Here is a 22,157-nt window from a genome sequence, read left to right as displayed (position 1 = left end):
TGTGGTGCGTGGCCCCCGGGGGGTTATCCGCCGGCGGTCCAGCTGCTGTCCCATCCGGCGTTCAGCAAGACGTCGAGACGCGAGTCGGCGGCCATCGTGACACCGTAAGAATCGTCCCGGACGCCAAACGTCGTGGTGAGCTCGAAAATTGGGATAACCCAGCCGCTTTCCACGAGCTCGCGCTGCAACTCGAGCAGCGCTTTGTCTCGCTCGACGGGGTCAGTAATAAAGCCCTGCTGAACGAGCTTTTCTTGCAGTTCGGCATCCGGGACGGGGTAATTTCCTTTCGAGCCCGTCTCGCCGAAGAAGACGCGCATGACCCCGCCGTCCATGTAGGAGTAGTTCACGAGCGAGAGGTCAAAGCTGTTCGAAGAAATGATGGCAATGAACTCGGCCGTCCCCCGGAGGTGAGTTCCGCGCCGATGCCCACCTCGGCGAGCTGCTGCTGCAGCAGCGTCACCACCGCTCGTGTGGGCGGGAAGATCGGTGGGTACGCGATGCGGAGGACAAGACGTTTCCCATCCTTTTCGCGGATGCCGTCGGGTCCGGGCACCCATCCGGCATCGTCGAGAAGCTGCTTGGCCTTTTCAGGGTCGTGGGACGGAAGGCTATCTGTGACGTTGACGTAGCTAGGAGTCGTCGCGGACAGAGGTCCCGTGGCGGCATTGAAGCGCGGGCTCAATGCTCCTTCGAGGATTTGCGGGCGGTCCACAGTATGCGCCACCGCCAAGCGCACCGCGGGGTCTTGGAGGAATTCGCTGTAGCTGTTGGGGTACACGCCGTATGCGATCCCTGGGTTCGTGCGCGAGACAAGGTAATTGCCTTCTTCCTCGATCACGACTTCGTCATGAGGCACGACCGACGCCGCGTTGAACTCACCGCTGACAATCCCGCCAACACGGTTTCCCGCCTCGGGCACGACCGCAAACATGAGCTTCTGAGCACGGTGTTCAGGTACCTCCGCTCGCTTCAGGTGCTCCGGCGCCCAGTTGTAATCTTCCCTTCGACGCATAAGCACGTGCGAGTCCGTCTTGTGCTCTTCCAGGACCCAGGCGCCCGAGCCGTAGACTCCTTCTCCCGTGGAGCGCTGCTCGAAGGGGATCTTCAGGGTCTCCGCCGACACCAAGCCCATCGTGACTCCCGAGACGAAAGGAAGAAAACCAACCTGGGGATTGTGGAAGCGCACGACGGCGGTGTACTCATCAACCACATCGGTTCCCGCGTAGTTGCCCATCTCCGCCACCGCGTTCGCAGCGGGTCCCGCTTCCTTGATGTCATCGAAGTTGGCTTTGAGCACTTCGGCGTTGAGAGGCGTGCCATCGGAGAAGGTGACGTCGTCGCGCAGATGGAAGGTGTACGCAGTGGCGTCGTCGCTCACACTCCAGGATTCCGCGAGCCACGGTTCGATCTCGCCGGTCTCTGGGTTGGTGTACACCAACGAGTCGTACATCTGGCGGGTAAGGTTCCACATGTCGTTACCTGCGCCGCGCCCACCAGGGCTCAAGCTCACTGGGTCATTGCCCAACGCAATAACAAATGGTTTGTCCGGTTCACTTGACGCCGCGTTGCCGCCGCACGCCGTCAGGCTCGAGGCGGCGACAATGCCGACGATGAGGGCGGCGAGCGTTGTCAGGACTGGTCGTTTACGCATTGACGGTCACCTCCGTGTCCAGGCGCGCGAGGGAGGGGGTGGCGTGAAGCAGCGTCTGGGTCACCTCGTGCTGGGGGCGGGAAAACAGGTCGGTCGTCTCGTTCTCTTCGACGATCCTGCCGCTGTCGATGACACCGACGGTGTGCGCGATGTCGCGCACCACGGCCAGATCGTGGGAGATGAACAACATGGCCACCCCCGTCTCGGCCTGCAGCTCCATCAGCAGGTCAAGCACCGTCGCCTGCACCGACACGTCGAGGGCGCTCACCGGCTCGTCAGCGACGATCACGGTCGGGTCGACGATGAGCGCGCGAGCGATGGCCGCGCGCTGCAGCTGGCCGCCGCTGAGCTCGGTGACGCGTGCCGTGGCGGTGCGCTGCGGCAGCCGCACCTGCTCGAGGGCGCGACGCACCTTCTCTCGGCGCTCCTTTGTGCTGCCGATGCCGTGGGCGCGCAGTGGGTCTGCGATCGCGTCGGCGATGGTGAGCTTGGGGTTGAAGCTGCCGTAGGGGTTTTGCTGCACGTACTGCAGCTGGCGACGCTTTGTCCGCAGCGCCTTACCGCGCAGGGTCGTTATATCCTCACCGCCGAGCAAGACTCTGCCCTCGGTGGGCTCCTCGAGGCGCAAAGCGATACGGCCGAGGGTGGTCTTGCCCGAACCCGACTCCCCGATCAGGCCGTAGGTTTGGCCCCGCGGGATGCGCAGGGAAATGCCGGTGACCACCGGGGCGGAGTTCGAGCCGAAGGCCTTGATAATGCCGTCGAGCTCCAGCGCGGCGGTGCCTCCGTCGTGCTCCTCGCGCACCTGCGCCCGGCGGGCGCCGCTCGTGCCCACCACGCTTGCCAGCAGAGTCTGAGTGTACGGGTGGCGCGGGGCGGCGATGATCTCGGACGTGGGCCCCTCCTCGACAATGCGCCCTTCCGACATGACCAGGATGCGCTGGGCGCGCTCGGCGGCGACGGCGAGGTCGTGGGTGATCATCAGCGTGCCCAGCTGGTTGTCGCGGGCGAGTGTGTCCATCGTGTCCAACACGCGCTTTTGCACAGTGACGTCGAGCGCGCTGGTCGGCTCGTCGGCGACGAGCACGCGCGGGCCCGCCGCGATGCCGATGGCGACGAGCACGCGCTGGCGCTGCCCGCCCGACAGTTCGTGCGGGTAGGCCTCGGCAGCACCGGCGGGGTCCTGGATTCCGACGGCCGCGAGCAACTCGAGAACGCGGGCGTGAACGTCGTCGTTGCCCGGAGCGTCCTCGTGCAGGGTGATCGCCTCCGCGATCTGGGCACCAATGCGGTGAGACGGGTTGAGCGAGACGCCGGGGTCCTGCGGAACGTAGCCGATGTGGCGGCCGCGGACCTCGCGCAGCTTTTTGTCGCTGACATTCGCGATGTCGATCGGCGCGCCGTCGCGGGCGACGGTGATGGAGCCGGACGCTGCCACGCGCGTCCTGCCGCGCCCTTCCAGCAGCCCGACGAGCGCCCGCGCGATGGTGGACTTTCCCGAGCCGGACTCCCCGACCAGCGCGACGGTCTCGCCCGCGTGGATTTCGAAGGAGACGTCGTTGACGGCGTTGACCGCTTCCTTGCGGCCGAGGTATGCGATGGATAACCCGCTGACCTGCAACAAAGGTGTAGTACTCATGGTGTTCGGCTCCTTTTATCGGCTGCGCAGTAGCTGTGAAATGCGGTTGACGGCGATGACGGTGATGGCGATGATCAGGCCGGGGATGGTGGAGATCCACGGGTAGCCCGCGAGAAAGTCTCGCCCCTCCGCGACCAGCGCTCCCCACTCCGGGGCCGGGGGCGGGGTGCCGTAGCCGAGGAAGCTGAAGGTGCTGATCATGAGGATCGCGGTGCCGCACTCGAGGACGGCCAGCGCGAACACGGGCCCCACGGCGTTCGGCACGACGTGGCGCAGGACGATGTCGAACTCACTGTTGCCGGCCGCGCGAGCGGCTTCGATGTAGGCGCGGTTGCGGATGCTTTTCACCTCCGCTCGCGTCACACGCGCGATCGGCGCGATGCACCCGATCCCGATAGCCAGCGCGACGTTCGCCGTGCCGAAGCCGACGGCCACGATGACGGTGAGCGACAGCAGCAGCGAGGGGATGGACAAGACGGCGTCGATGACGCGCATGAACACCGAGTCCGTCCTTCCCCCGGCGTAGCCCGCGACAGCGCCGATGGCGACGCCCACGACGAGCGCCAGAAGCAGCGCGAGCCCGACGGACTGCAGCGTGAGCTGCGTGCCGTGCACGACGCGGGAGTACACGTCCCGGCCCAGCTGGTCGGTGCCGAACCAGTACTCGGCGCTCGGCGGCTGGAGGCGCTCGAACACGTCGCCCTCCAGCGGGTCGGCGGTGGCAAAAAGCCCGGGGGCGATCGCCCACGCAACCATGAGGGCCACCCAGACTATGGCCAGCACGGCCGTGGGTTCGAGTTCAATTCGCGTAACGACGCGCCGTGTCCGCGCTGCCGTCGAAGCCCCTGTCGAGGCCACGTTCGTCGCCATTGTCTAGTTCCCTTCCTGCTGGGTTCGGACGGAGCGCACAGTGCGCTGCCGCGGGTCGATGAGCGGGTACGCCGTGTCCACGAGGGCGTTGATCACCGAGTACGCGAGGGAGACCACGAGCACCGCGCCGAGCACGACGGGGATGTCCTGATTGGTCACGGCGGTGACGATGAGGCGGCCGAATCCCGCGCGGGAGAACACCGTCTCGGTGATCACCGCGCCGGTGACAAGGTTGCCCAGAAGCAGGCCCGCCATCGTCAGCACCGGGGCGGCGGCGTTGCGTGTCGTGTGTAGGAAGAGGATCCTCCCCCTGCTCGCCCCCTTCGCCCGGGCGGTGGTCGCGTACGGGGAGGCCAGCTCCTCGTCGAGGCTCAGCGTGAACACCTGGGCGATCATCGCGCCCGTGGACACGGCCAGCGGCAGCGCCGGCAAGATGAGGGACCGCAGGTCGCCTTCCGAAAACGCGGGGAGGACCTGCAGCTCGAAGGCGAAAACCTGGATGAACACCAGGCCGAGCCAGAAGGAAGGGATGGAATACGCCAGGGAGGGCAGCGCCAAAAGCGGCTGGCGGATCCACGGGACGCGCCAGTAGCTCGCGGCAAAGGCCAAGGCGACGCCACCGACGAGGGAGAACACGACGGCGACCGCGGCCAGCTGCAGGGTGGGCACGATCGCCTCGCCGATGATCGTGGTGACCTCCTGGCCCATCTGGTAGGAGAGCCCCAGGTCCCCCGTAAGCAGGCCGCCCAAGGCGACGACGTACTGCACGATCAGGGGCCGGTCGAGGCCGCGCTCGGCCGCGAAGGCGTCAATCTCCTCCTGCGGCAGCGTCGTGGCGTCGGGGCCCAGGATAAGCAGCACCGGGTCGCCCGGCAGCGCGTTGAGCAAAAAGAACGCCGCGGTATACGCCGCCCACACCACGAAGATCGCCTGCAGGACCCGGCTGAGGATCCGCCGGCCGGGCGAGTACTGTGCGGTGGGCCGCGCCCCGGTTGTGTGCGCTTGCCGGGCCGCGTCGTTTCCTAACTCCAGCGTTGTCATCGTCTACCTCGTTTACGTGTCATGTTTCCACGAGATAGTAGACAGATCGGTTTTGTTTTCCCTACCCTTTTATGCGGCGTGAATCAATGGAATCAACGCTGGTTGTGGACTAGGTACCGCTACGGTATAGACAGTGCTGTCCATTCGCAGCGTTCAGCGTTAGAGCCGCTCGGCGGTGAACTCGAGTGCGGGGTGGGCGAAGTGCTCCTGCGCTTCCACCACCAACAGCTCGCGCGAATCGGCGCGGAAGGTCTGATCCAGCAGGCCGAACACCGACGACGCGGTGCGCTCGAGCGCGTCTTTGGCGTCGCCCGAGCGCACGTAGTGGCCCGTGAACAGCGCGGCCGCCACGTCCCCGGAACCGTTGCACTTCAACGGCAGGCGCGGGGTCTGCACAATCCACGACCCCTTCTCATCCGAGGCGATCATCTCGATGCTTTGCTCCGTATCCGCCTCCGGGCGCTCCACCGAGGTGACCAACACCGTCGTCGGCCCCATCTCCTTCGCCGCGTCCACCGCCTTCAGCGTGGACGAGAGGTCCGTCGCCTCCACCCCTGTGAGGTAGCCGAGCTCGAACTGGTTGGGGGTGATGATGTCCGCCGCCGGAACCACCTTGTCCCGCAGCAGGGGCGGGATGTTATCGGAGACGTAGCACTGCGACTTCGCGTTCCCCATGACCGGGTCGCAGGCGTAGACCGCATCCGGGTTCGCAGCTTTGACGCGCGCCACCGTTTCGACGATGACGTCGCCGATGTCGTCGCCGCCCTGGTAGCCGGACAGCACAGCGTCGACGCGGCCGAGGACGCCGAGGTCATCCATGCCGTCGATGATCGCCGCCACCTGGTCCGCCGGGATGAGCGGGCCCTTCCACCTGCCGTAGCCGGTGTGGTTGGAAAAGTTCACGGTGTACACCGGCCACACCTCGTGGCCGATGCGCTGGAGGGGAAAGACCGCGGCCGAGTTACCGACGTGACCGTAGGCGACCGCTGACTGGATTGAGAGAATGTTCATAGTCACCCATTGTGCCCCTCGACCCCACACTTCCCAACCACGAGGGGGCCCAACCGGAGGGACCTAGTCCTCCGCCTGGTACTCATCGATGACGTCGGGCAGCTCGACGAGCACGGTGCGTACCTTGACGCGGCCGCGGCGGTCCCTCCCGCCCTCGGCGGTAAAGCGCAGGTCGGACAGCCACACCGTGGACCCGGGCAGCGGCACGCGGCCGAGCTCGTAGGACAGCAGGCCGGCGACGGTGTCGACGGAGTCGGTGACCTCCTCGTCGAACTCCAGGTCGTAGCCCACGTCGTCGGCGAGGTGGTCGACGAGGTCGTCGAGCGGCAGGCGCGCCTGGGCGCGGTAGAGGCGCGGCCCCACGGCCTCGATGGGGGCTTCCTCGTCCTCGTCGTACTCGTCGGTGATTTCTCCGACGATCTCTTCGAGCAAGTCCTCCATGGTGAGCAAACCTGCGACGGCACCGTATTCGTCGATAAGCACCGCAATGTGCGTGTTGATGCGCTGCATTTCCTGCAGCAACACGTCGAGCGGCTTGGAGTCGGGGATGAACAGCGGCTCGCGCATGACCGTGGAGGCTCGGGCGGTGGGGTCGATGGGGTCGCCGCTTTCGGCGAACATGTCCTTCAGGTAGGCCACGCCGATGATTTCGTCGACGTTTTCGCCGATGACGGGCACGCGGGAGTGGCCGGAGCGCACCATGAGGCGCACGGTCTGGCGCACGGTCTTCTCGCCCTCGATCCAGATCATCTCGGGGCGCGGGACCATGACTTGGCGGGCGTAGGTCTCCGCGAGGTCAAAGATGTTCTGGATCATGCGGTGCTCGGTGGTTTCCACCACGCCCTGCTCCTGGGCGATGTCGACCATTTCGCGCAGCTCCACGTCGGCGCTGTACGGTCCGTCGCGGAAGTCCCGGCCCGGGTGGAAGATGTTGCCCACCCAGATCAACAGGCGCGCCACCGGCCCGAAGACCCGATTGAACACCACGAGCCACTGGGCCGAGCGCAGGGAGATCTGGTAGGGGTTGCGCCGGCCCGCCGTGCGCGCGAACACGCCGATGATGCTGAACTGCAGCAGGGTCACCGCGAGCACGGCCGCCGTGATCGCCCACGCGTCGGAGGAGATCACGTCCATCGCCAGCATCGCGGCGAAGACCGCGGCGGTGACGTCGAGGATGGTCGCGAGCATCACCAGCATGTTGATGTGGCTCGCGCGGTGCTCGAGCACGCGCAGCAGCGCCTTCGCGCCCGAGACGTCCTCCTTGTCCATCGTCTCCACGCGAGCGCGCGAGATCGGTGTCAGCGCCGCCTCAATCGAACCCAGCAGGCCGGACAGCAGCAGCGCGACGACCGTCACGACGCCATAGGCAATAGTGCCTTCCACTTAGCGCTGCTCCCTCATCTTCCTGTCCAGCTCCTCGCGGTCCGCCGCGGAGGGGAAAGCGTGGGCACCCGTCGGCTTCGGCTGGTACTCCACCCCGCGCGCGGCGAGGTTGTCGTACCAGTCGGCGAGGATCTCGTTCTGCAGGGCGAACATCTCGCGCTCGTCGTCGGGTGCGACGTGGTCGTAGCCCAGAAGGTGCAGCACGCCGTGGACGGTCAGCAGGGCAAGCTCGTGGCCGAGGTCGTGGCCCGCCATCTCCGCCTGCTTGCGGTCGAAGGCCGGGCACAGCACGATGTCGCCGAGCAGGGCCGCGCCTGGGGCGGCCGCGTCGGGGCGGCCGCTGCCGGGGGTGAGCTCGTCCATGGGGAAGCTCATGACGTCGGTGGGGCCCTCCAGATCCATCCACCGCACGTGGAGGTCGGCCATGGTCGGCTCGTCGACGAGCGTGATCGTGGCCTCGGTGTCGGGGTGGACGTCCATGGCCGTGAGGGCGAAAGAGCAGACGTCGACAAGCATCTGCTCATTGACGTCGCCCTCGCCCGACTCGTTTAAGACCTCGATGCTCATTCGTACACGCCTTCCTCGCGTTGCTTCTGCTTTCGTTCGTAGCGGGCCGCGTTCTGCGCGTCGTGCTTGTCGTAGGCCGCGACGATCGCCGAGATGAGGTGGTGGCGCACGACGTCCTCGGCGCGCAGCTCCTCAAAATGGATGCCCTCGATGGACCCTAAGATGCGGCGCGCGACGCGCAGGCCGGAGACGGTCCCGCTGGGCAGGTCCACCTGGGAAATATCGCCCGTGACCACCATCTTCGAACCGAAGCCGAGGCGGGTGAGGAACATCTTCATCTGGCTGCCGGTGGTGTTTTGCGCCTCGTCGAGGATGACGAAGGCGTCGTTGAGCGTGCGCCCGCGCATGTAGGCGAGCGGGGCGACCTCGATGATCCCGGCGTCCATGAGCTTGGGGATCATCTCGGGGTCCAGCATGTCCCGCAGCGCGTCGTAGAGCGGGCGCAGATAGGGGTCGATCTTGTCGTTCAGGGTGCCGGGCAAAAAGCCCAGCTTCTCCCCCGCCTCGACCGCCGGGCGGGTGAGGATGATGCGCTTGATCTCCTTCGCCTGTAGCGCCTGCACCGCCTTCGCCACCGCGAGGTAGGTCTTGCCGGAGCCGGCCGGGCCGATGCCGAAAGTGATCGTGTTCTCGTCGATCGCGTCAACGTAGCGGCGCTGTCCAGCCGTCTTCGGGCGGATGACCTTGCCGCGGCGGGCGACGATCTCCGCGCCGAGCATCTCGGCGACGGACTCCGGCGCCTCCGTCTCCATAATCCGCGTGGCGTGGACCACGGTGTCCGGGCCGATGGGCACGCCGCGCCGCGCCATCGACTCCAGCTCCTCGAGCGCGCGGGTGGCGTGGGCCACGTCGGACGCCATGCCCCTGATGGTCACCCGCGAACCGCGCGCGTGCAGGCTCGCCCCGAGCTGCTGGTTGAGCACGCGCAGGTTGTCATCGTTGACGCCGAGGACCGATTGAGCGTACGCGGAGTCGAGGTCGACCCTGCGCGTCAGCAGTTCTTCCATGGCCCCTCACCCTACCAGCGAGCTGTGAGCACGCCGATGGCGCTCAGCGCCGACAGCGCCGCCGTCGCCGTGCGCAGCACCTCCGGGCCGAGCGTGACCGCGGTGCCGCCGATGAGCGCGAGCTCGTCCTCGCCGATACCGCCCTCGGGGCCGACCACGAGCGCGACCTCGGATTCAAAGCTGATGTCGCGCAGCGACGTCGTGGCGGATTCGTGCAGCACCAGCACCTGCTTGCCCTCGCACACCCCGGCGAGCTGGTTCGTGGTGACGGGCTCCGCAACCTCGGGCACCCACGCCCGGCGCGACTGCTTCGCCGCCGCCAGCGCCGCCGAGCGCCACTTCTCCACCTGCTTCGCCTGCTTGGCGGCCGGCCAGCGCGAAACGGTGCGGTGCGAGATCCACGGCACGATCGCGTCTGCGCCGCCCTGCACGGCGAGGTCGACGGCCATCTCGGCGCGCTCCCCCTTGGGGATGGCCTGGATGACGGTCACGCGCGGGGTGGGCGGCTCCGCCCGGTCGACCGAGAGGACGTCGCCGACGAGCGTGTCCTTGCCGCTGACCGAGGTGACCTCGACGGTGGCGGCGGTACCGTGGCCGTCGATAAGCACGATGCGCTCGCCCGGCTGGATGCGCGTGACGGTCACCGCGTGGCGCCCCTCCGGCCCGTCGAGGCGGCCAGCGGTGGGGTCGGGCGCGAGAAAATACGGCAGGCTCATCGGCGGAAGCGGTCGCGGACGCGGGAGAAGAAGCCCTCCTCGCCGGAGCCCTGGCCCGCAGAGCTCGAAGCGACGGCCGGAGAGGCGTCATGGCCATCGCGCAGCGCCTCGAGGCGCTCGCGCTCGTCCTGGCTGAGCTCGGTGGGCACGGCCACGCGCACGTGCGCGATCATGTTGCCGGCGCCCTGGGCGCGCAGGCGCGGCATGCCCTCACCGTCGAGGACGATGCGCTCCTCCGGCTGCGTGCCAGCGGGAACGTCCACGGTGGTCTGCCCGCCGGCCAAGTTGTCCACAGCCACGGACGTCCCCAACGCTGCGTCGTACATGGGCACGGTAACGCGCAGGTGGAGGTCGTCGCCCTCGCGCACGAAGACGGGGTGCGGGGTGGTCTGGACCTCCACGTAGAGGTCGCCGGCGGGGCCGCCGCCGTGGCCGACCTCGCCCTGGCCCGCCATGCGGATGCGCATGCCGGAGGCGATGCCCGCCGGGATGTTCACCGTGAGGTCGCGCGCGGCGCGCACCCTGCCGTCACCGGCACACTGGCGGCAGGGGTCGGAGATGATCTCGCCGAAGCCGCGGCACTTGGGGCAGTCGCGCGTGGTCATCACGTTGCCCAGGAAGGACTGCTGGACCTCCTGCACCACGCCCGTGCCCTGGCAGTGATCGCACGTGACGGGGGCGGACTTGGACTCGGAGCCGGTCCCCTCGCAGGCGTCGCACAGCACGGCGGTGTCGACGGTGACCTCTTTCTGCGCCCCGGAGAACGCCTCCTCGAGGGTGATGGCGGTGCGCAGTAGCGCGTCGTTGCCCGGCTGTACGCGCGAGCGGGGCTCGCGGCCGCCGCCTGGTGCCCCGCCGAAGAAGGCCTCGAAAATGTCGCCAAAGCCGCCGAAGCCGCCCTGGGCCCCTGCGCCGCCGCCCTGCTCCATCGGGTCGCCGCCGCGGTCGACGATGCGGCGCTTCGACGGGTCGAGGAGGACCTCCTGGGCGAGCGAGATCTCGGCGAACTTCTCGGCGGCCTCCTCCGACGGATTGACGTCTGGGTGGTACTTGCGAGCGAGCTTGCGGTAGGCCTTCTTAATCTCCTGCTCGGTTGCCTCGCGGTCGACGCCGAGAATGCCGTAGTAGTCACGAGCCACTGTTGAGTCCAGATCCTTTCACTAAAAACTATTCGCCCCGCAGGACGCGGCTGATGTAGCGCGCAACGGTGGCAACCTTCTGAATCGTACCTGGGTAGTCCATGTGGGTCGGACCGACCACTCCCAGACCGCCGAGCGCCTCGCCGTCGGAGCCGTACGCTGTAGTAACAATTGCGGCCCGGGAAAATTCCTCGTCCTCGTTCTCCCGGCCGATACGCACCGAGACCCGCTCGAGCTCCTGAGCGCTGGCGAGCAGCTTGAGCACCACCACCTGCTCCTCGAGCGCGCTGATCACCCCCTGCAGGTCGCCGGAGACGTGGGTCAGATTCGACGCGCCCGCGATGAGTAGCCGGTCCGACGAGGAGTCCACCAGCGTGTCAATGAGCACGGCGGTCGCCCGCTCTACCCCGTCCGCGATGTCCGCCGGCGCGCTCTCGGCCAGCGTGGACAGAGAAGACGCAGCGTCCGCCATCGTCTCGCCCACGAGCACACCGTTGAGCGTGTCGCGCAGACGGTGCACCTCGCCCTCCCCCATCGGCGCCGCCAGCTCGACGTTGCGCTGGTCCACGCGCCCCGAGTCCGAGATGACCACGAGCAGAAGCCGCGTCGGGGTCAGCGCGACGACCTCGCAGTGCTTCACGCGCGTGACGTCGAGGGTGGGCAGCTGCACGACGGCGGCCTGGTTGGTCACCCGGGCCAGCAACTGCACGGAGCGGCGCAGCACGTCCTCGAGGTTGACGCCGTTTTCCAGAAAGTCGAGGATGGCGTGCCGTTCGGGGGTGGACAGCGGCTTGACGTCGTGAAGCGCGTCGACGAACGCGCGGTAGCCCTTTTCCGTGGGCACCCGCCCCGAGCTGGAGTGCGGCTGCGCGATGAGCCCCTGCCGCTCCAGCACCGCCATGTCGTTGCGGATCGTGGCCGGGCTGACGGGAATGCCGTGCCGCTCCACGAGGGTTTTCGACCCGACGGGTTCCTGCAGCGCGACGTAGTCCGCAACGATGGCGCGCAGCACCGCCTGCCTGCGATCATCCGCACCACCCATCTGGCACTCTCCTTCCTCGTCTGCTAGAAGACTCTACCCCCGCTTACTCCGCCGCCAGAATATCCGTGATGATGCCGTCCGCAAGCAGCCTGCCGCGCTCGGTCACGGCCACCCGCTCGCCCACGCGCACAAGCCCGGCCTTCGCATGCTTGTCGACGGCCCCCCAGCCCCCCGGGCGAATCCACTCGCGCGGGATCCCCTCGCGCAGCCGAAGGCCCAGCATGATCTTCTCAACATGCTGCTCCTCCGCCCCGATCTTCTCGCTCCCCTCCACGGGCAGCTCGCCCGCCGCCAGCATGTCCGCGTAGCGCTCCGGGCGCTTCACGTTGTACGAGCGCTCCCCGTCGACGAAGCCGTGGGCGCCCGGGCCGGCGCCCCACCACTGCCCGCCCGTCCAGTAGATCAAGTTGTGGCGGCACTCCCCGCCGGGCCTGGCCCAGTTGGACACCTCGTACCAGCCGTAACCCGCCTCCTCGAGCGCCGCGGCGATCATCTCGTAGCGGTCCGCGTAGGCGTCCTCGCTGGGCGCCGGCAGCTCGCCCCGCCTGATCTTGCGGGACATCGCCGTTCCGTCCTCCACGATGAGCGAGTACGCCGAGACGTGGTCCACCCCGGCGCCTAGGACGGCGTCGAGGGTGGCGCGTACGTCGTCGTCGGTCTCGGTGGGCGTGCCGTAGATCATGTCCAGGTTGACGTGCTCAAACCCGGCGGCAAGCGCCTCGCGCGCCGCCGCCACCGCCCGCCCCGGGGTGTGCACCCGGTCGAGCACCCGCAGCACCGGGGTGGAGGCAGACTGCATCCCCAGCGACACGCGCGTAAAACCGGCTTCGAGCAGGCCGTCGAAGTAGGCAGGGCTGGTCGACTCCGGGTTCGATTCCGTGGTCACCTCCGCCCCCGACACCAGCCCGACGTGGCGGCGCACCATGCCCAGGATCCGGCCCAGCCCCTCGGCGCCCAGCAGGGAGGGGGTCCCGCCGCCGATGAACACCGTCTCCGCCGGGCGCATCCGCGGCGCGGCGAGGGCGAGCTCTTGCTCCAGCGCGTCCAGGTAGGTCGCGTACGAGCTGGAGGTTTCGGACGGGGTGTAGGTGTTGAAGTCGCAGTACCCGCAGCGGGTGGCGCAGAAGGGCACATGGATGTAAACGCCGAATGCCATAGGCGCCCATCCTAGTAGCCGCCCCGCCGCGGCTACGCTACGCGCCGCGCCGCGACCGCTTCGCCGCCACCTTCGCCACGATGGCGTCGATACGCGCCCTTTCGGCGAGGAAGTCCGGCGGGTTCATCCCCCGCATCGTCCGCGTGAAGGCGGGGTGGTCAACGCACACGGTCTCCATCCAGCCCTCCACCGCGGCCTCGACCAGCTCGCCGACCCGGGCGTAGAGGTGCGGCAGCGAGACCGCACCCAGCTCGCGCGCCACCATCTCGGTCTGCTCAAGGGTGAAATCCACGATCTCCGTCAGGTGCTGCACCACCAGCTCCGTGCGTCCCGTGAGCGCCTCGTGCATCGCGCGCACCGAAAACGGGGCCTGCAGAGGGAAAATATCCTCCAGACCCGCCGCGTCCAGCATGTCCGGCTCCGGGACCTTCTCCTCGGGGGACGCGCTGGCGGACAGCGCCCCGGCACGCATCCCGGTGGTGAGCGCCTGGCGCAGGCCGATCAGCTCGCCGACGATGCGGCGCGCGTCCTGGCGGGCGTCGTCCACAATCTCGGCGAACTCAGCCAGGCAATCGTCGGTGAGCTCGCCGTCGTAGTCGGCGATGGCCTCCGCGATGTGCTCGGTGTACTCGGCGACTTCGTCGCCGATGTTGTAGATCTCCTGGGTCAACTCACGGTGGCGCAACATCGCTGCGGTCTTGTGCACTGCACGCCCCCTTCATGAGAATCCGCCCGGCCTTTTAAGAAACTGGGAAAGATGTTAGGCCACGGGCAGCCCTTAGGGGGCGCGGCACGCCGCGCGCCCCCCCCTAACGCACGTAGAGCGCGTTGATCTCGTCGGCGAAGCGCTGGAACACCACGTTGCGCTTGACCTTCAGCGTCGGGGTCATCTCGTCCTCTTGCTCGCTGAGGTCGCGGTCGAGGATGCGGAACTTCTTGATCGCCTCCGCGTGGCTCACCGTCGCGTTGGCCACGTTGATCGCGTCCTGGATCTCCGCGCGCAGCTCCGCGTTCTGCGACAGCTCCTTCATCGACGTGGACTCGGGGATGTTGCGCTTGGCCAGCCAGCGCTTGAGCTCGTCCGGGTCGAGGGTGACCAGCAGGCCAATAAACGGCTTCCCGTCGCCGACGACGAGCGCGTTGGACACCAACGGGTCCTGGCGGATGATCTCCTCCAGCGGCCCTGGGGAGACGTTCTTGCCGCCGGCGGTGACGATGAGGTCCTTCTTGCGGCCCGTGATGCGCACGTAGCCGTCCTCGTCGATCTCGCCCAAGTCGCCGGTGTTGAACCAGCCGTCCGGCTTCGCCTCCGCGGTGGCCTCCGGGTTGTTCCAGTAGGCGCGGAAGACGCCGGGGCCACGGAACTCGATCTCGCCGTCGTCGTTAACGCGCGCCTCATACGAGTTCACCGGGCGCCCCACGGTGCCAATGCGCTGCGCTTCTTTGTTGTTCACGCAGGCCGCCGCTGTGGACTCGGTGAGCCCGTAGCCCTCGTAAATCGGGATGCCCGCGCCGCGGAAGAAGTGGCTCAGCTCGGGGCTCATCGCCGAGCCGCCGGTGATGCCGTACTCAACGGCCCCGCCGACCGCCTTCTTGAGCTTGGAGTACACAAGGCGGTCGAAGACCTTGTTCTTCGCCTTCTGCAGCCGCGACGGCCCCTCCTTCGTATCCAGCGCCCGCGAGTACTCGATGGCGGCGCTTTCCGCGGCGAGGAAGATCTTCTTGCCCAGTGCCGAGCCGTCGGCCGCCTTGTTGTAGGCGGCGTTGCGCACCTTCTCAAACACGCGCGGCACGCCAAGCACCACGTTCGGCCGGGCGCGCTGCAGCTCGACGGCGATGGTCGAGGTGTCCGCCCAGTGCGTCTGCGTCGTGCCGTAGATCGTCAGGGCGACGGCGACGGCGCGCTGCAGGACGTGCGCCAGCGGCAGGAAGGTGACCACGCGGTTGCCCGGCTTTGCCACTTCGCCGATGGGGTTCGTGGCCAACCCCGTGATCTGGTGGATCCAGTTGCCGTGGGTTAGCTCGACGCCCTTGGGGCGGCCGGTGGTGCCAGAGGTGTAGACGATGGAGGCGAGGTTGTCGTGGGTGAGGGCGGCCGCTCGGGCGTCGATAAGCGACTGCTCAATGTCCGTGCCCTCCTTGCGGAGCCTGGACAGGCCGCCCGAGTTGATCTCGTAGATCTTGCGCAGCCGCGAGGTCGAGTCCGCCAAGCGCGGCGTGCCGTCCTCCTGCAGCATATAATTCGCGAGGTCCTTGGTGTTGTCCACCGTTTCCACGATCGCGAGCTCCGCGCTGGAATCCTCGAGGATCCACTGGATCTGGTGCGGGGAGCTCGACGGGTAAATGGGGACGGTGACGCCGCCGGCAACCCAGATGGCGAAGTCGGCGAGCTGCCACTCGTAGCGCGTGTTGGACAGCAACGCGACCCTGTCGCCCGGCTCGAGACCGTTCGCCACCAGGCCCTTCGCCAGGGCGTACACCTCTTCGAGGAACTCGCCTGCGCTGACGTTGACCCAGTAGTAGTTCTGCGGACGAGCGAACAGAACAATGTGCGGGCTGCTCGTGCACAGCTCGATCAGCTGGGTCACGCACGTGTATGAGGGGCTGAGGGTAAAACCGGCGGGTGTGGTGTAGATCTCGGAAGCCATGCACAACAGGGTACCCCTCACACCGCACTCGCCCAGCCCACGGCGGCCGGTTTTGGCACAATGGCGTCTTGTGACGAACGCGGACCTGCTGAACACCCTGGCTACCTCCTACGGCTTCGGCCTGCATTACCGCTCCGCAAACGGGCAGCTCACCCAGCCGCCGCAGTCCTCTCTGATCTACCTACTGCGCGCCCTCGGCCTGTCACTGAGTGAGGACCCCACCGCCGAAGAGCTGCAGTTCCACATAGACGCGCGCCACCAACACCGGGCCACCTCCCCGCTGCCGCCGTGCGTGGTCGCGACCGAAGGCGACGAGCAGCGCTTCACCGTCCACGTCCACGACGGCCACCCGGCGCGGGTGTGGATCACCCTGGAAGACGGCGGCCAGCGCGAGGCCTACCAGGACGACAACTGGACCCCGCCTGCCACCGTCGACGGCGTCACCTGGGGCGAGGCCACCTTCCACGTGCCCGGCGACCTTCCCCTCGGCTGGCACACGCTGCACCTAGAGTCGGACGACCTCGACGCCGACTGCACGCTCATCGTCGTGCCCGCGGCGCTGCGCACGAACCAGGAGTACGTGGACACCCCCGCCTACGGCGTGATGGCGCAGCTGTATTCCGTGCGCTCCGAACGCTCCTGGGGCATCGGCGACTTCGCCGACCTCGCCGCCCTCTCCGAGGTTGTCGCCGCCGAAGGCGCCGACTATTTGCTCATCAACCCCGTTCACGCCGCCGAGCCCGTCCCGCCCGTCGAGGACTCGCCCTACCTGCCCAGCTCGCGCCGCTTTGTCAACCCCATCTACATCGCGGTCGAATCCGTCCCCGAGTGGTCCGGCCTCGACCCCGAGACGCGCGACGACATCGCGCAGCTCGCCGCCCCGCTCAAGGCCACCAACCGCAGCCCCGAGCCCATCGAGCGCAACCCGATCTATTCCGCCAAGCTCGCCGCGCTGCACGAGCTCTACTTCCGCGCCGAGGAAGACCCGCAGCGCCGCGACGCCTTCGACGCCTACATCGCCGCCGAGGGCGAGGGCCTGCGCGACTTCGGCCTGTGGTGCGCGCGCCTGGCCAGCACGGACCGCTCCCCCACGCACAGCCAGCAGGCCAGCGAGGAGGACACCGATGACCTCGCGCGCTTCTACATGTGGCTGCAGTTCGTCGCCGACGAACAGCGCCGCGCCGCCCAGGAGCGCGCCACCGCCGCGGGCATGCGCATCGGCATCGTCACCGACCTCGCCGTCGGGGTCCACCCGGGCGGCGCCGACGCCGCCACGCTTCGCGACGTCCTCGTCCCCGACGCCTCCGTCGGCGCCCCACCCGACCAGTTCACCCAGACCGGCCAGGACTGGTCCCAGCCGCCGTGGAACCCGCACGCCCTCGCCGCCGCCGGCTACGCACCGTGGCGCGACCTGCTGCGCACCGTCCTGCGCCACTCCGGCGGGGTGCGCGTGGACCACATCCTGGGCATGTTCCGCCTCTTCTGGATCCCCCGCACCGGCCGACCCGCCGACGGCGCCTACATGAACTACGACCACGAGGCCATGCTCGGCGTCCTCGCCCTCGAAGCGGAGCGCGCTGGCGCCGTCGTCGTCGGCGAGGACATGGGCACCTTCGAGCCCTGGGTCCAAGACGTGCTCCGCGACAAGGGTCTCTTGGGCACCAGCGTCGTCTGGTTCGAGTCCGCTCCCCCGGACAATTCGCCCCTGCCACAAAACCAGTATCGACACCTCGCGCTGTCCTCCGTGGGCACCCACGACCTGCCTCCGACGGCCGGTTACCTGCGCGGCGCCCACAACGAGCTGCGCGTGGAGCTAGACCTCGTCGCCGACAGCCTCGAGGAGCTCAACGCCTCCGACGCGGCCTGGCACGCCGCGGTGCTCGACACCGCGCGCGAGGCGGGCGCCCTCGAGGGTGACACCGACGAGGACCGCGTCGTCGGGCTCACCCGCTTCATCGCCGGCACACCGTCGGCACTGACCTGCACGAACCTCGTTGACATGGTCGGCGACACCCGGATCCAGAACCAGCCCGGCACCAACGCCCAGCAGTACCCGAACTGGCGAATCCCGCTATGCGACGCCTCCGGCACGCCCGTCCTCATCGAGGAACTCGCTGACCTGCCGCTGTTCCGCCGCGTCGCGCGCGCATCTCAGCGCCCGGCGGGGTAGCTGTTTTCTGCGCGCACGCCCGGGCGGTGCTCTCGTGCATTTTTCTGCGGGCTGGTCGACCTCAGCGTGTTGCGGGTTACGCGACCTGGGGTTATGCATGCGCGTTTTCGCTGACGTCGACCAGGGCGCGGGGGCTAGTCGACCTCAACGCATTTCCGGGTTTCGCGACCTGGGGTTTTGCCCGCGCGTTTTCGCTGACGTCGACCAGAGCGCGGGGGCTGGTCGACCTCAAGGTATTTCCGGGCCGCGCGACCTGGGGTTTTGCCTGCGTGATTTCGCTGAGGTCGACCAGGGCACGGGGCTAGTCGACCTCAAGGTATTTCGGGCCACGCCACCTGGGGTTTTGTATGCGGGTTCTCGCTGAGGTCGACCAGAGCGCGAGGCCTAGTCGACCTCAAGGTATTTCCGGGTTACGCGACCTGGGGTTTTGCCCGCAGGTTTTCGCTGAGGTCGACCAAGGCAGGCGGACTAGTCGACCTCAAGGTATTTCCGGGTTACGCGACCTGGGGTTTTGCACGCGTGATTTCGCTGAGGTCGACCAGGGCGCGGGGGCTAGTCGACCTCAACGCATTTCCGGGTTACGCGACCTGGGGTTTTACGCGCGGGATTTCGCTGACGTCGACCAGAGCAGGCGGACTAGTCGACCTCAACGCATTTCCGGGCCGCGCGACCTGGGGTTTTGCCCGCGGGATTTCGCTGAGGTCGACCAGGGCACCTGAAAAGTCGACCTTAACGCAGCCTGCGCCTTCCGCAGCGGAGGCGGCGCTCTACAGCACGCTGACCAGCCCGGCGATGAGCACCAGCGCCACCATGACCCACATCACCTGGGTCACGCGGGACTTCGGGTACTTGCGCTTGGCGCGCGGCAACTGCTGGTCCTGCCGGCGCAGCTCCTCGGGGTTAGCCATGGTCTTTCACCTTAGTCCACAGCCCGGCGATCCAGTCCATCGCGCGGAGAACCAGCGCGGCGATCACTCCTGCTACCGGAAGGGCGACGAGGAGAACTAGCGGCAGCTGGATCCACGGGCTGAGCGAGAAGATGTCCGGCACTGTATTTACACGCTCCCGGCGAGGCCGCGGCGGACGAGGAGGGGGCGGGTGTCTTTGTCGCGGCCGCGGAAGGCGCGGTAGGCCTCGGCGTAGTCGACGGAGGCGCCCTTGCTCAGGATGTTGTCGCGGAAAGACGCCCCGGTGTCGCGGTTGATACCTTCGGTTTCGACGAGTTCGTAGCCGTCGGCGTCGAGTGCCTCGGCCCACAGGTAGGAGTAGTACCCCGCCGAATAACCGCCGGCGAAGATGTGGTTGAACCAGGTCGAACGGTAGCGGGGTTCGAGGCCCTCGATGTCGAGGCCGTACTCGGCGAGTGTGGCGGCCTCGAAGGCGTCGATGTCGTCGGGTACCTCCCCGTCGAGGCTGTGCCAGGCGAGGTCGATGGCGCTGGCGGCCAGGTACTCGGCGGTGTCGAAGCCCTGGCCAAACTGGCGGGCCTCGCGCACGGCGGCGAGCAGGGAGTCCGGGATGACCTCCCCGGTGTCGACGTGGCGGGCGTAGTTGCGCACGATCTCCGGGGCGAAGGCGTAGTTCTCGTTGATCTGGGAGGGGAACTCCACCCAGTCGCGGGGCACGTTCGTGCCGGAGAGCGAGGGGTAGCGCACGTTGGACAGCAGCCCGTGGAGGGCGTGGCCGAATTCGTGGAAGACGGTGGTGACCTCGTCGATAGTAAGCAAGGTGGAGGTCAGCGACATGACGTTGACCACCACCGGCTTCGTGCCGCGTAGGTGGGACTGGTCGACGAAGGAGCTCATCCACGCCCCACCGCGTTTGGAGGGGCGGGCGGCGTAGTCGGTGAGCAGCAGGCCGATGCCGGTGCCGTCGGCCTCGCGCACCTCCCAGACGTGGACGTCGTCGCGGTAGCCGTGCAGGTCCTCGCGGCGTTCCACGGTGATGCCGTAGAGGAGGTGGGCGGCGTAGAAGACGCCGTCGCGGAGCACGCGCTCGAGCGGGAAGTAGGGGCGCAGTTCGGCCTCGTCGACGCCGAGCTCGTCGGCGCGGCGGCGGGCCTGCCAGTAGGGCCAGTCGGCGCCGTCGACATCGTGGCCCGCGAGCTCGCCGGCGAGCTTGCGCTCGGCCTCCGCGTTAGCCGCCGCGGCCGGGGCGAGGTCGGCTATGAGCTGGCGCGCCGCCTGCGCCGTCCCGGCGGTCTCCTCGGCGATGACGTAGTCGGCGTGGGTGTCAAAGCCGAGGAGTTTCGCGCGCTCCTGGCGCAGGCGCACGGACTCGGTAACCAGGGCCGGGTTGGATGACCGGCCGCGGGCGCGGGAGGCGTCGAAAAGCGTGCGGCGAGACTCTGGCCTGGTCAGCTCGGCTTGCAGCGATTGGGTGGTGGGAAGCTCGATGGGGACGACGTAGCCGTCGTCGGTGCGCAGCGACTCGAGCTGGGCGTCGCTGAGCCCCTCGAGCTCCTCGCGCTCGAAACGCACCGCGAGTGCGCGCGTATCGGCGAGCAGGTTGCGCCCGAAGAGCTCGGACAGCTCGCTGAGGCGCTGGTTGATCTGCGTGAGCCGCTGCTTGCCCTCCTCGTCGAGGGCGGCGCCACGGCGGACGAAGGTGCGCAGCAGCGTATCGTGCAGGCGCCGCGACTCGGTGTCCTGCGGCGCCTCAAGGCCCGCGACGCGCTCGTAGAGTGCGGAGCTTTGGTAGATCGCGTCGATGTGCGCCGACAGCCGCGGGACGATACGGTCAGCCACCTCGTCGAACTGTGGGGTCGTGTCGGTGCCCTGCAGGTTGAAAAACCACGCGGTCACCCGCTCCAGATCAGCCCCTGACAGCTCGAGCGCCTCGACCGTGTTTTCCCAGGTGGGGGTGTCCTCCGCGAGGATCGCGGCGAGCTCGGCCCGGTGGCGCTCAAGGGCCGCGTCGAACGCGGGCTCCACGTGCTCGAGCCGGATCGCGCGGAAATCCGGCAGGTTGTACGGCAGGGGGGACGGGCTCAGCAGGGGGTTGGTGCTCATGGAGCGCCATCCTACGCGGGGCCGCCGCTAGACGTACCTCCTCGGGAACGAGTATAGAGATCGAGGGTTTCCACCGGCGTCAGATGATCTGCAAACGGCGTGTTGCTGCGAGGGGCGGCGCCAAGCAGCTAGGTGGTCGCCGATAATTGAGTGAGTAAGCGAGCGCGTCAGCGCTCGCGCGGTAGCCGAGAAGGGATCGCGGTGGATGAACAGAAGCGGTGAGGGTTGGGAGGAGCTCGTCGCCGACGCCGATCGGCTCTCTGTGGCCGTGAGAGCGGTCAACATGCCCGAAGCTGAGGGCGGGGGCGCTACACCTTTGCCGCTGCCGCGGCTTTTCTGCCTACCCAGATGCCGAGAGCGCCGGCGACAACAACCGTGATGACGAACGCCACGATGCCCACAGCCTCGCCCAGGGCGGCGGAGAGCGCAGGAAGCACGAGGGCGGGGGCAGGAAGGTCGCTAGGAAAACGACGGCAAACAGCAAAGTTTGTTCCTGGGGAAGAGGCAGATCCTTGCTCGGTAACGCGCTTTTGGTGACGAGGTAACCAGTCTTCGACGCTAGCTGAGGTACCTTCCGTCCGCTCCACACTGCGGGTCCTGGCGTCGAGCATCTCGTGGCCGCACCGCCGAACCGCCGAGCGGCCAGCCGCGGCACCGCTGCGCGCTGTCTTGCTCCGTGACTCGTGCGCATGAAGGGGTCAGTCCTGAGTAACGTCGATTTCCGTGGCTCCGTGGAGCACGCAGCGTTCTAGGGTGTAGACATGGCTGGAGGAGAACCCGGCCGCCGGGTGAAGTATTCGATCTGGAACCTGGTGGTTGTGGGCGCCGTGGCAGCCCTGTCGCTGGGGGATGTGGCCTCTGTCTCGATGGTGGCGTATCCGACACGCCCGTTCCTGTGGGCCCTGGGCGTGTTGATCACTGCCATGTTCGTGTGGGGAGTGCGGGAACGTCACCGCCACCCTTCCTCGCTGCTTCCCCGCTTTTACCTTCTAGTCGCGATCCCCTCAGGACTCGATCTGCTCCTGACCGGTGCTCTGACCGCGCGCCATCTGGCTACTGCTCGTCCCAGCCGTCCTCAGCGGTGCTTAGCTCGAGCGCTAGCTCGG

Annotated in this window: 20 protein-coding genes; 1 reads left to right on the top strand and 19 read right to left on the bottom strand. The window is 67.8% G+C overall.

Annotation, left to right across the window (positions count from 1 at the left end):
* Positions 1-23: 23 nt before the first annotated feature.
* The 15 genes from BLT81_RS02055 to BLT81_RS01985 all read right to left on the bottom strand — a co-directional run bounded on the left by BLT81_RS02055 (position 24) and on the right by BLT81_RS01985 (position 15,870).
* A complete protein-coding gene (locus BLT81_RS02055; protein WP_083337243.1) occupies positions 24-347 on the bottom strand; it encodes a hypothetical protein in 324 nt (107 codons plus the stop codon).
* Entirely contained in the window at positions 344-1,651 is a 1,308-nt protein-coding gene (locus BLT81_RS02050; RefSeq protein ID WP_083337242.1) for an ABC transporter substrate-binding protein, read from the bottom strand. The genes BLT81_RS02055 and BLT81_RS02050 overlap by 4 nt, the downstream gene beginning before the upstream one ends.
* On the bottom strand, positions 1,644-3,290 hold the full coding sequence (locus tag BLT81_RS02045; protein WP_040420667.1) for a dipeptide ABC transporter ATP-binding protein: 1,647 nt from the start codon (positions 3,288-3,290) through the stop codon (positions 1,644-1,646). Before BLT81_RS02045 ends, BLT81_RS02050 begins: the two co-directional genes overlap by 8 nt.
* A gap of 15 nt (positions 3,291-3,305) precedes the next feature.
* On the bottom strand, positions 3,306-4,073 hold the full coding sequence (locus BLT81_RS02040) for an ABC transporter permease (protein ID WP_196794454.1): 768 nt from the start codon (positions 4,071-4,073) through the stop codon (positions 3,306-3,308).
* Between the two features lie 90 nt (positions 4,074-4,163).
* Positions 4,164-5,201: an ABC transporter permease gene (locus BLT81_RS02035; protein WP_019193224.1), complete on the bottom strand. Its 1,038-nt coding sequence runs from the start codon at positions 5,199-5,201 to the stop codon at positions 4,164-4,166.
* A 159-nt stretch (positions 5,202-5,360) separates the two neighbouring features.
* Positions 5,361-6,212, bottom strand: a complete 852-nt coding sequence (gene pdxY, locus BLT81_RS02030; RefSeq protein ID WP_019193225.1) for a pyridoxal kinase PdxY — start codon at positions 6,210-6,212, stop codon at positions 5,361-5,363.
* A 63-nt stretch (positions 6,213-6,275) separates the two neighbouring features.
* Positions 6,276-7,595: a hemolysin family protein gene (locus tag BLT81_RS02025; RefSeq protein WP_019193226.1), complete on the bottom strand. Its 1,320-nt coding sequence runs from the start codon at positions 7,593-7,595 to the stop codon at positions 6,276-6,278.
* Positions 7,596-8,162: an rRNA maturation RNase YbeY gene (gene ybeY, locus BLT81_RS02020; protein WP_019193227.1), complete on the bottom strand. Its 567-nt coding sequence runs from the start codon at positions 8,160-8,162 to the stop codon at positions 7,596-7,598. It lies immediately after the preceding gene.
* The gene (locus BLT81_RS02015) at positions 8,159-9,169 is read right to left on the bottom strand and encodes a PhoH family protein (RefSeq protein WP_019193228.1); all 1,011 of its coding nucleotides are present in this window, start codon (positions 9,167-9,169) and stop codon (positions 8,159-8,161) included. Before BLT81_RS02015 ends, ybeY begins: the two co-directional genes overlap by 4 nt.
* Before the next feature lie 11 nt (positions 9,170-9,180).
* Positions 9,181-9,885 (bottom strand): 16S rRNA (uracil(1498)-N(3))-methyltransferase, encoded by a 705-nt coding sequence (locus BLT81_RS02010; protein WP_019193229.1) that lies wholly within the window; start codon positions 9,883-9,885, stop codon positions 9,181-9,183.
* On the bottom strand, positions 9,882-11,024 hold the full coding sequence (dnaJ, locus tag BLT81_RS02005; protein ID WP_019193230.1) for a molecular chaperone DnaJ: 1,143 nt from the start codon (positions 11,022-11,024) through the stop codon (positions 9,882-9,884). The genes BLT81_RS02010 and dnaJ overlap by 4 nt, the downstream gene beginning before the upstream one ends.
* A gap of 28 nt (positions 11,025-11,052) precedes the next feature.
* Positions 11,053-12,066: a heat-inducible transcriptional repressor HrcA gene (gene hrcA / locus BLT81_RS02000; protein WP_019193231.1), complete on the bottom strand. Its 1,014-nt coding sequence runs from the start codon at positions 12,064-12,066 to the stop codon at positions 11,053-11,055.
* A gap of 43 nt (positions 12,067-12,109) precedes the next feature.
* On the bottom strand, positions 12,110-13,222 hold the full coding sequence (gene hemW / locus BLT81_RS01995; protein ID WP_019193232.1) for a radical SAM family heme chaperone HemW: 1,113 nt from the start codon (positions 13,220-13,222) through the stop codon (positions 12,110-12,112).
* A gap of 37 nt (positions 13,223-13,259) precedes the next feature.
* On the bottom strand, positions 13,260-13,928 hold the full coding sequence (locus BLT81_RS01990) for a hypothetical protein (RefSeq protein ID WP_019193233.1): 669 nt from the start codon (positions 13,926-13,928) through the stop codon (positions 13,260-13,262).
* 103 nt (positions 13,929-14,031) lie between these two features.
* Positions 14,032-15,870, bottom strand: a complete 1,839-nt coding sequence (locus BLT81_RS01985; protein WP_019193234.1) for an AMP-dependent synthetase/ligase — start codon at positions 15,868-15,870, stop codon at positions 14,032-14,034.
* 70 nt (positions 15,871-15,940) lie between these two features.
* Between BLT81_RS01985 and malQ the strand changes: the two genes are divergently transcribed.
* Entirely contained in the window at positions 15,941-18,040 is a 2,100-nt protein-coding gene (gene malQ, locus BLT81_RS01980) for a 4-alpha-glucanotransferase (protein ID WP_019193235.1), read from the top strand.
* Between the two features lie 767 nt (positions 18,041-18,807).
* Here malQ and BLT81_RS12900 read toward each other — a convergent pair.
* From BLT81_RS12900 to BLT81_RS13200, 4 genes are all read right to left on the bottom strand, one after another.
* Positions 18,808-18,948 (bottom strand): hypothetical protein, encoded by a 141-nt coding sequence (locus tag BLT81_RS12900; protein ID WP_019193236.1) that lies wholly within the window; start codon positions 18,946-18,948, stop codon positions 18,808-18,810.
* Positions 18,941-19,090 (bottom strand): hypothetical protein, encoded by a 150-nt coding sequence (locus BLT81_RS12530; RefSeq protein ID WP_019193237.1) that lies wholly within the window; start codon positions 19,088-19,090, stop codon positions 18,941-18,943. Before BLT81_RS12530 ends, BLT81_RS12900 begins: the two co-directional genes overlap by 8 nt.
* Positions 19,091-19,095: 5 nt before the next feature.
* On the bottom strand, positions 19,096-21,051 hold the full coding sequence (locus BLT81_RS01975; RefSeq protein ID WP_019193238.1) for a M3 family metallopeptidase: 1,956 nt from the start codon (positions 21,049-21,051) through the stop codon (positions 19,096-19,098).
* A gap of 308 nt (positions 21,052-21,359) precedes the next feature.
* Positions 21,360-21,488, bottom strand: coding sequence for a hypothetical protein (locus tag BLT81_RS13200; RefSeq protein WP_269208312.1), 129 nt, complete (start codon positions 21,486-21,488; stop codon positions 21,360-21,362).
* Positions 21,489-22,157 lie beyond the last annotated feature (669 nt).

It is taken from the genome of Corynebacterium timonense, from assembly GCF_900105305.1.
Lineage (GTDB): Bacteria > Actinomycetota > Actinomycetes > Mycobacteriales > Mycobacteriaceae > Corynebacterium > Corynebacterium timonense.
The sequence above is the reverse complement of the archived record's forward strand: the minus strand, read 5'-3'. Positions and strand labels throughout refer to the sequence as shown.

Coding starts and splice junctions, on each gene's coding strand:
- BLT81_RS02050 (WP_083337242.1), bottom strand. CDS start 1,651: ATGCGTAAACGACCAGTCCTGACAACGCTCGCCGCCCTCATCGTCGGC.
- BLT81_RS02045 (WP_040420667.1), bottom strand. CDS start 3,290: ATGAGTACTACACCTTTGTTGCAGGTCAGCGGGTTATCCATCGCATAC.
- BLT81_RS02035 (WP_019193224.1), bottom strand. CDS start 5,201: ATGACAACGCTGGAGTTAGGAAACGACGCGGCCCGGCAAGCGCACACA.
- pdxY (WP_019193225.1), bottom strand. CDS start 6,212: ATGAACATTCTCTCAATCCAGTCAGCGGTCGCCTACGGTCACGTCGGT.
- ybeY (WP_019193227.1), bottom strand. CDS start 8,162: ATGAGCATCGAGGTCTTAAACGAGTCGGGCGAGGGCGACGTCAATGAG.
- BLT81_RS02015 (WP_019193228.1), bottom strand. CDS start 9,169: ATGGAAGAACTGCTGACGCGCAGGGTCGACCTCGACTCCGCGTACGCT.
- BLT81_RS02010 (WP_019193229.1), bottom strand. CDS start 9,885: ATGAGCCTGCCGTATTTTCTCGCGCCCGACCCCACCGCTGGCCGCCTC.
- hrcA (WP_019193231.1), bottom strand. CDS start 12,066: ATGGGTGGTGCGGATGATCGCAGGCAGGCGGTGCTGCGCGCCATCGTT.
- hemW (WP_019193232.1), bottom strand. CDS start 13,222: ATGGCATTCGGCGTTTACATCCATGTGCCCTTCTGCGCCACCCGCTGC.
- BLT81_RS01985 (WP_019193234.1), bottom strand. CDS start 15,870: ATGGCTTCCGAGATCTACACCACACCCGCCGGTTTTACCCTCAGCCCC.
- BLT81_RS12900 (WP_019193236.1), bottom strand. CDS start 18,948: ATGGCTAACCCCGAGGAGCTGCGCCGGCAGGACCAGCAGTTGCCGCGC.
- BLT81_RS01975 (WP_019193238.1), bottom strand. CDS start 21,051: ATGAGCACCAACCCCCTGCTGAGCCCGTCCCCCCTGCCGTACAACCTG.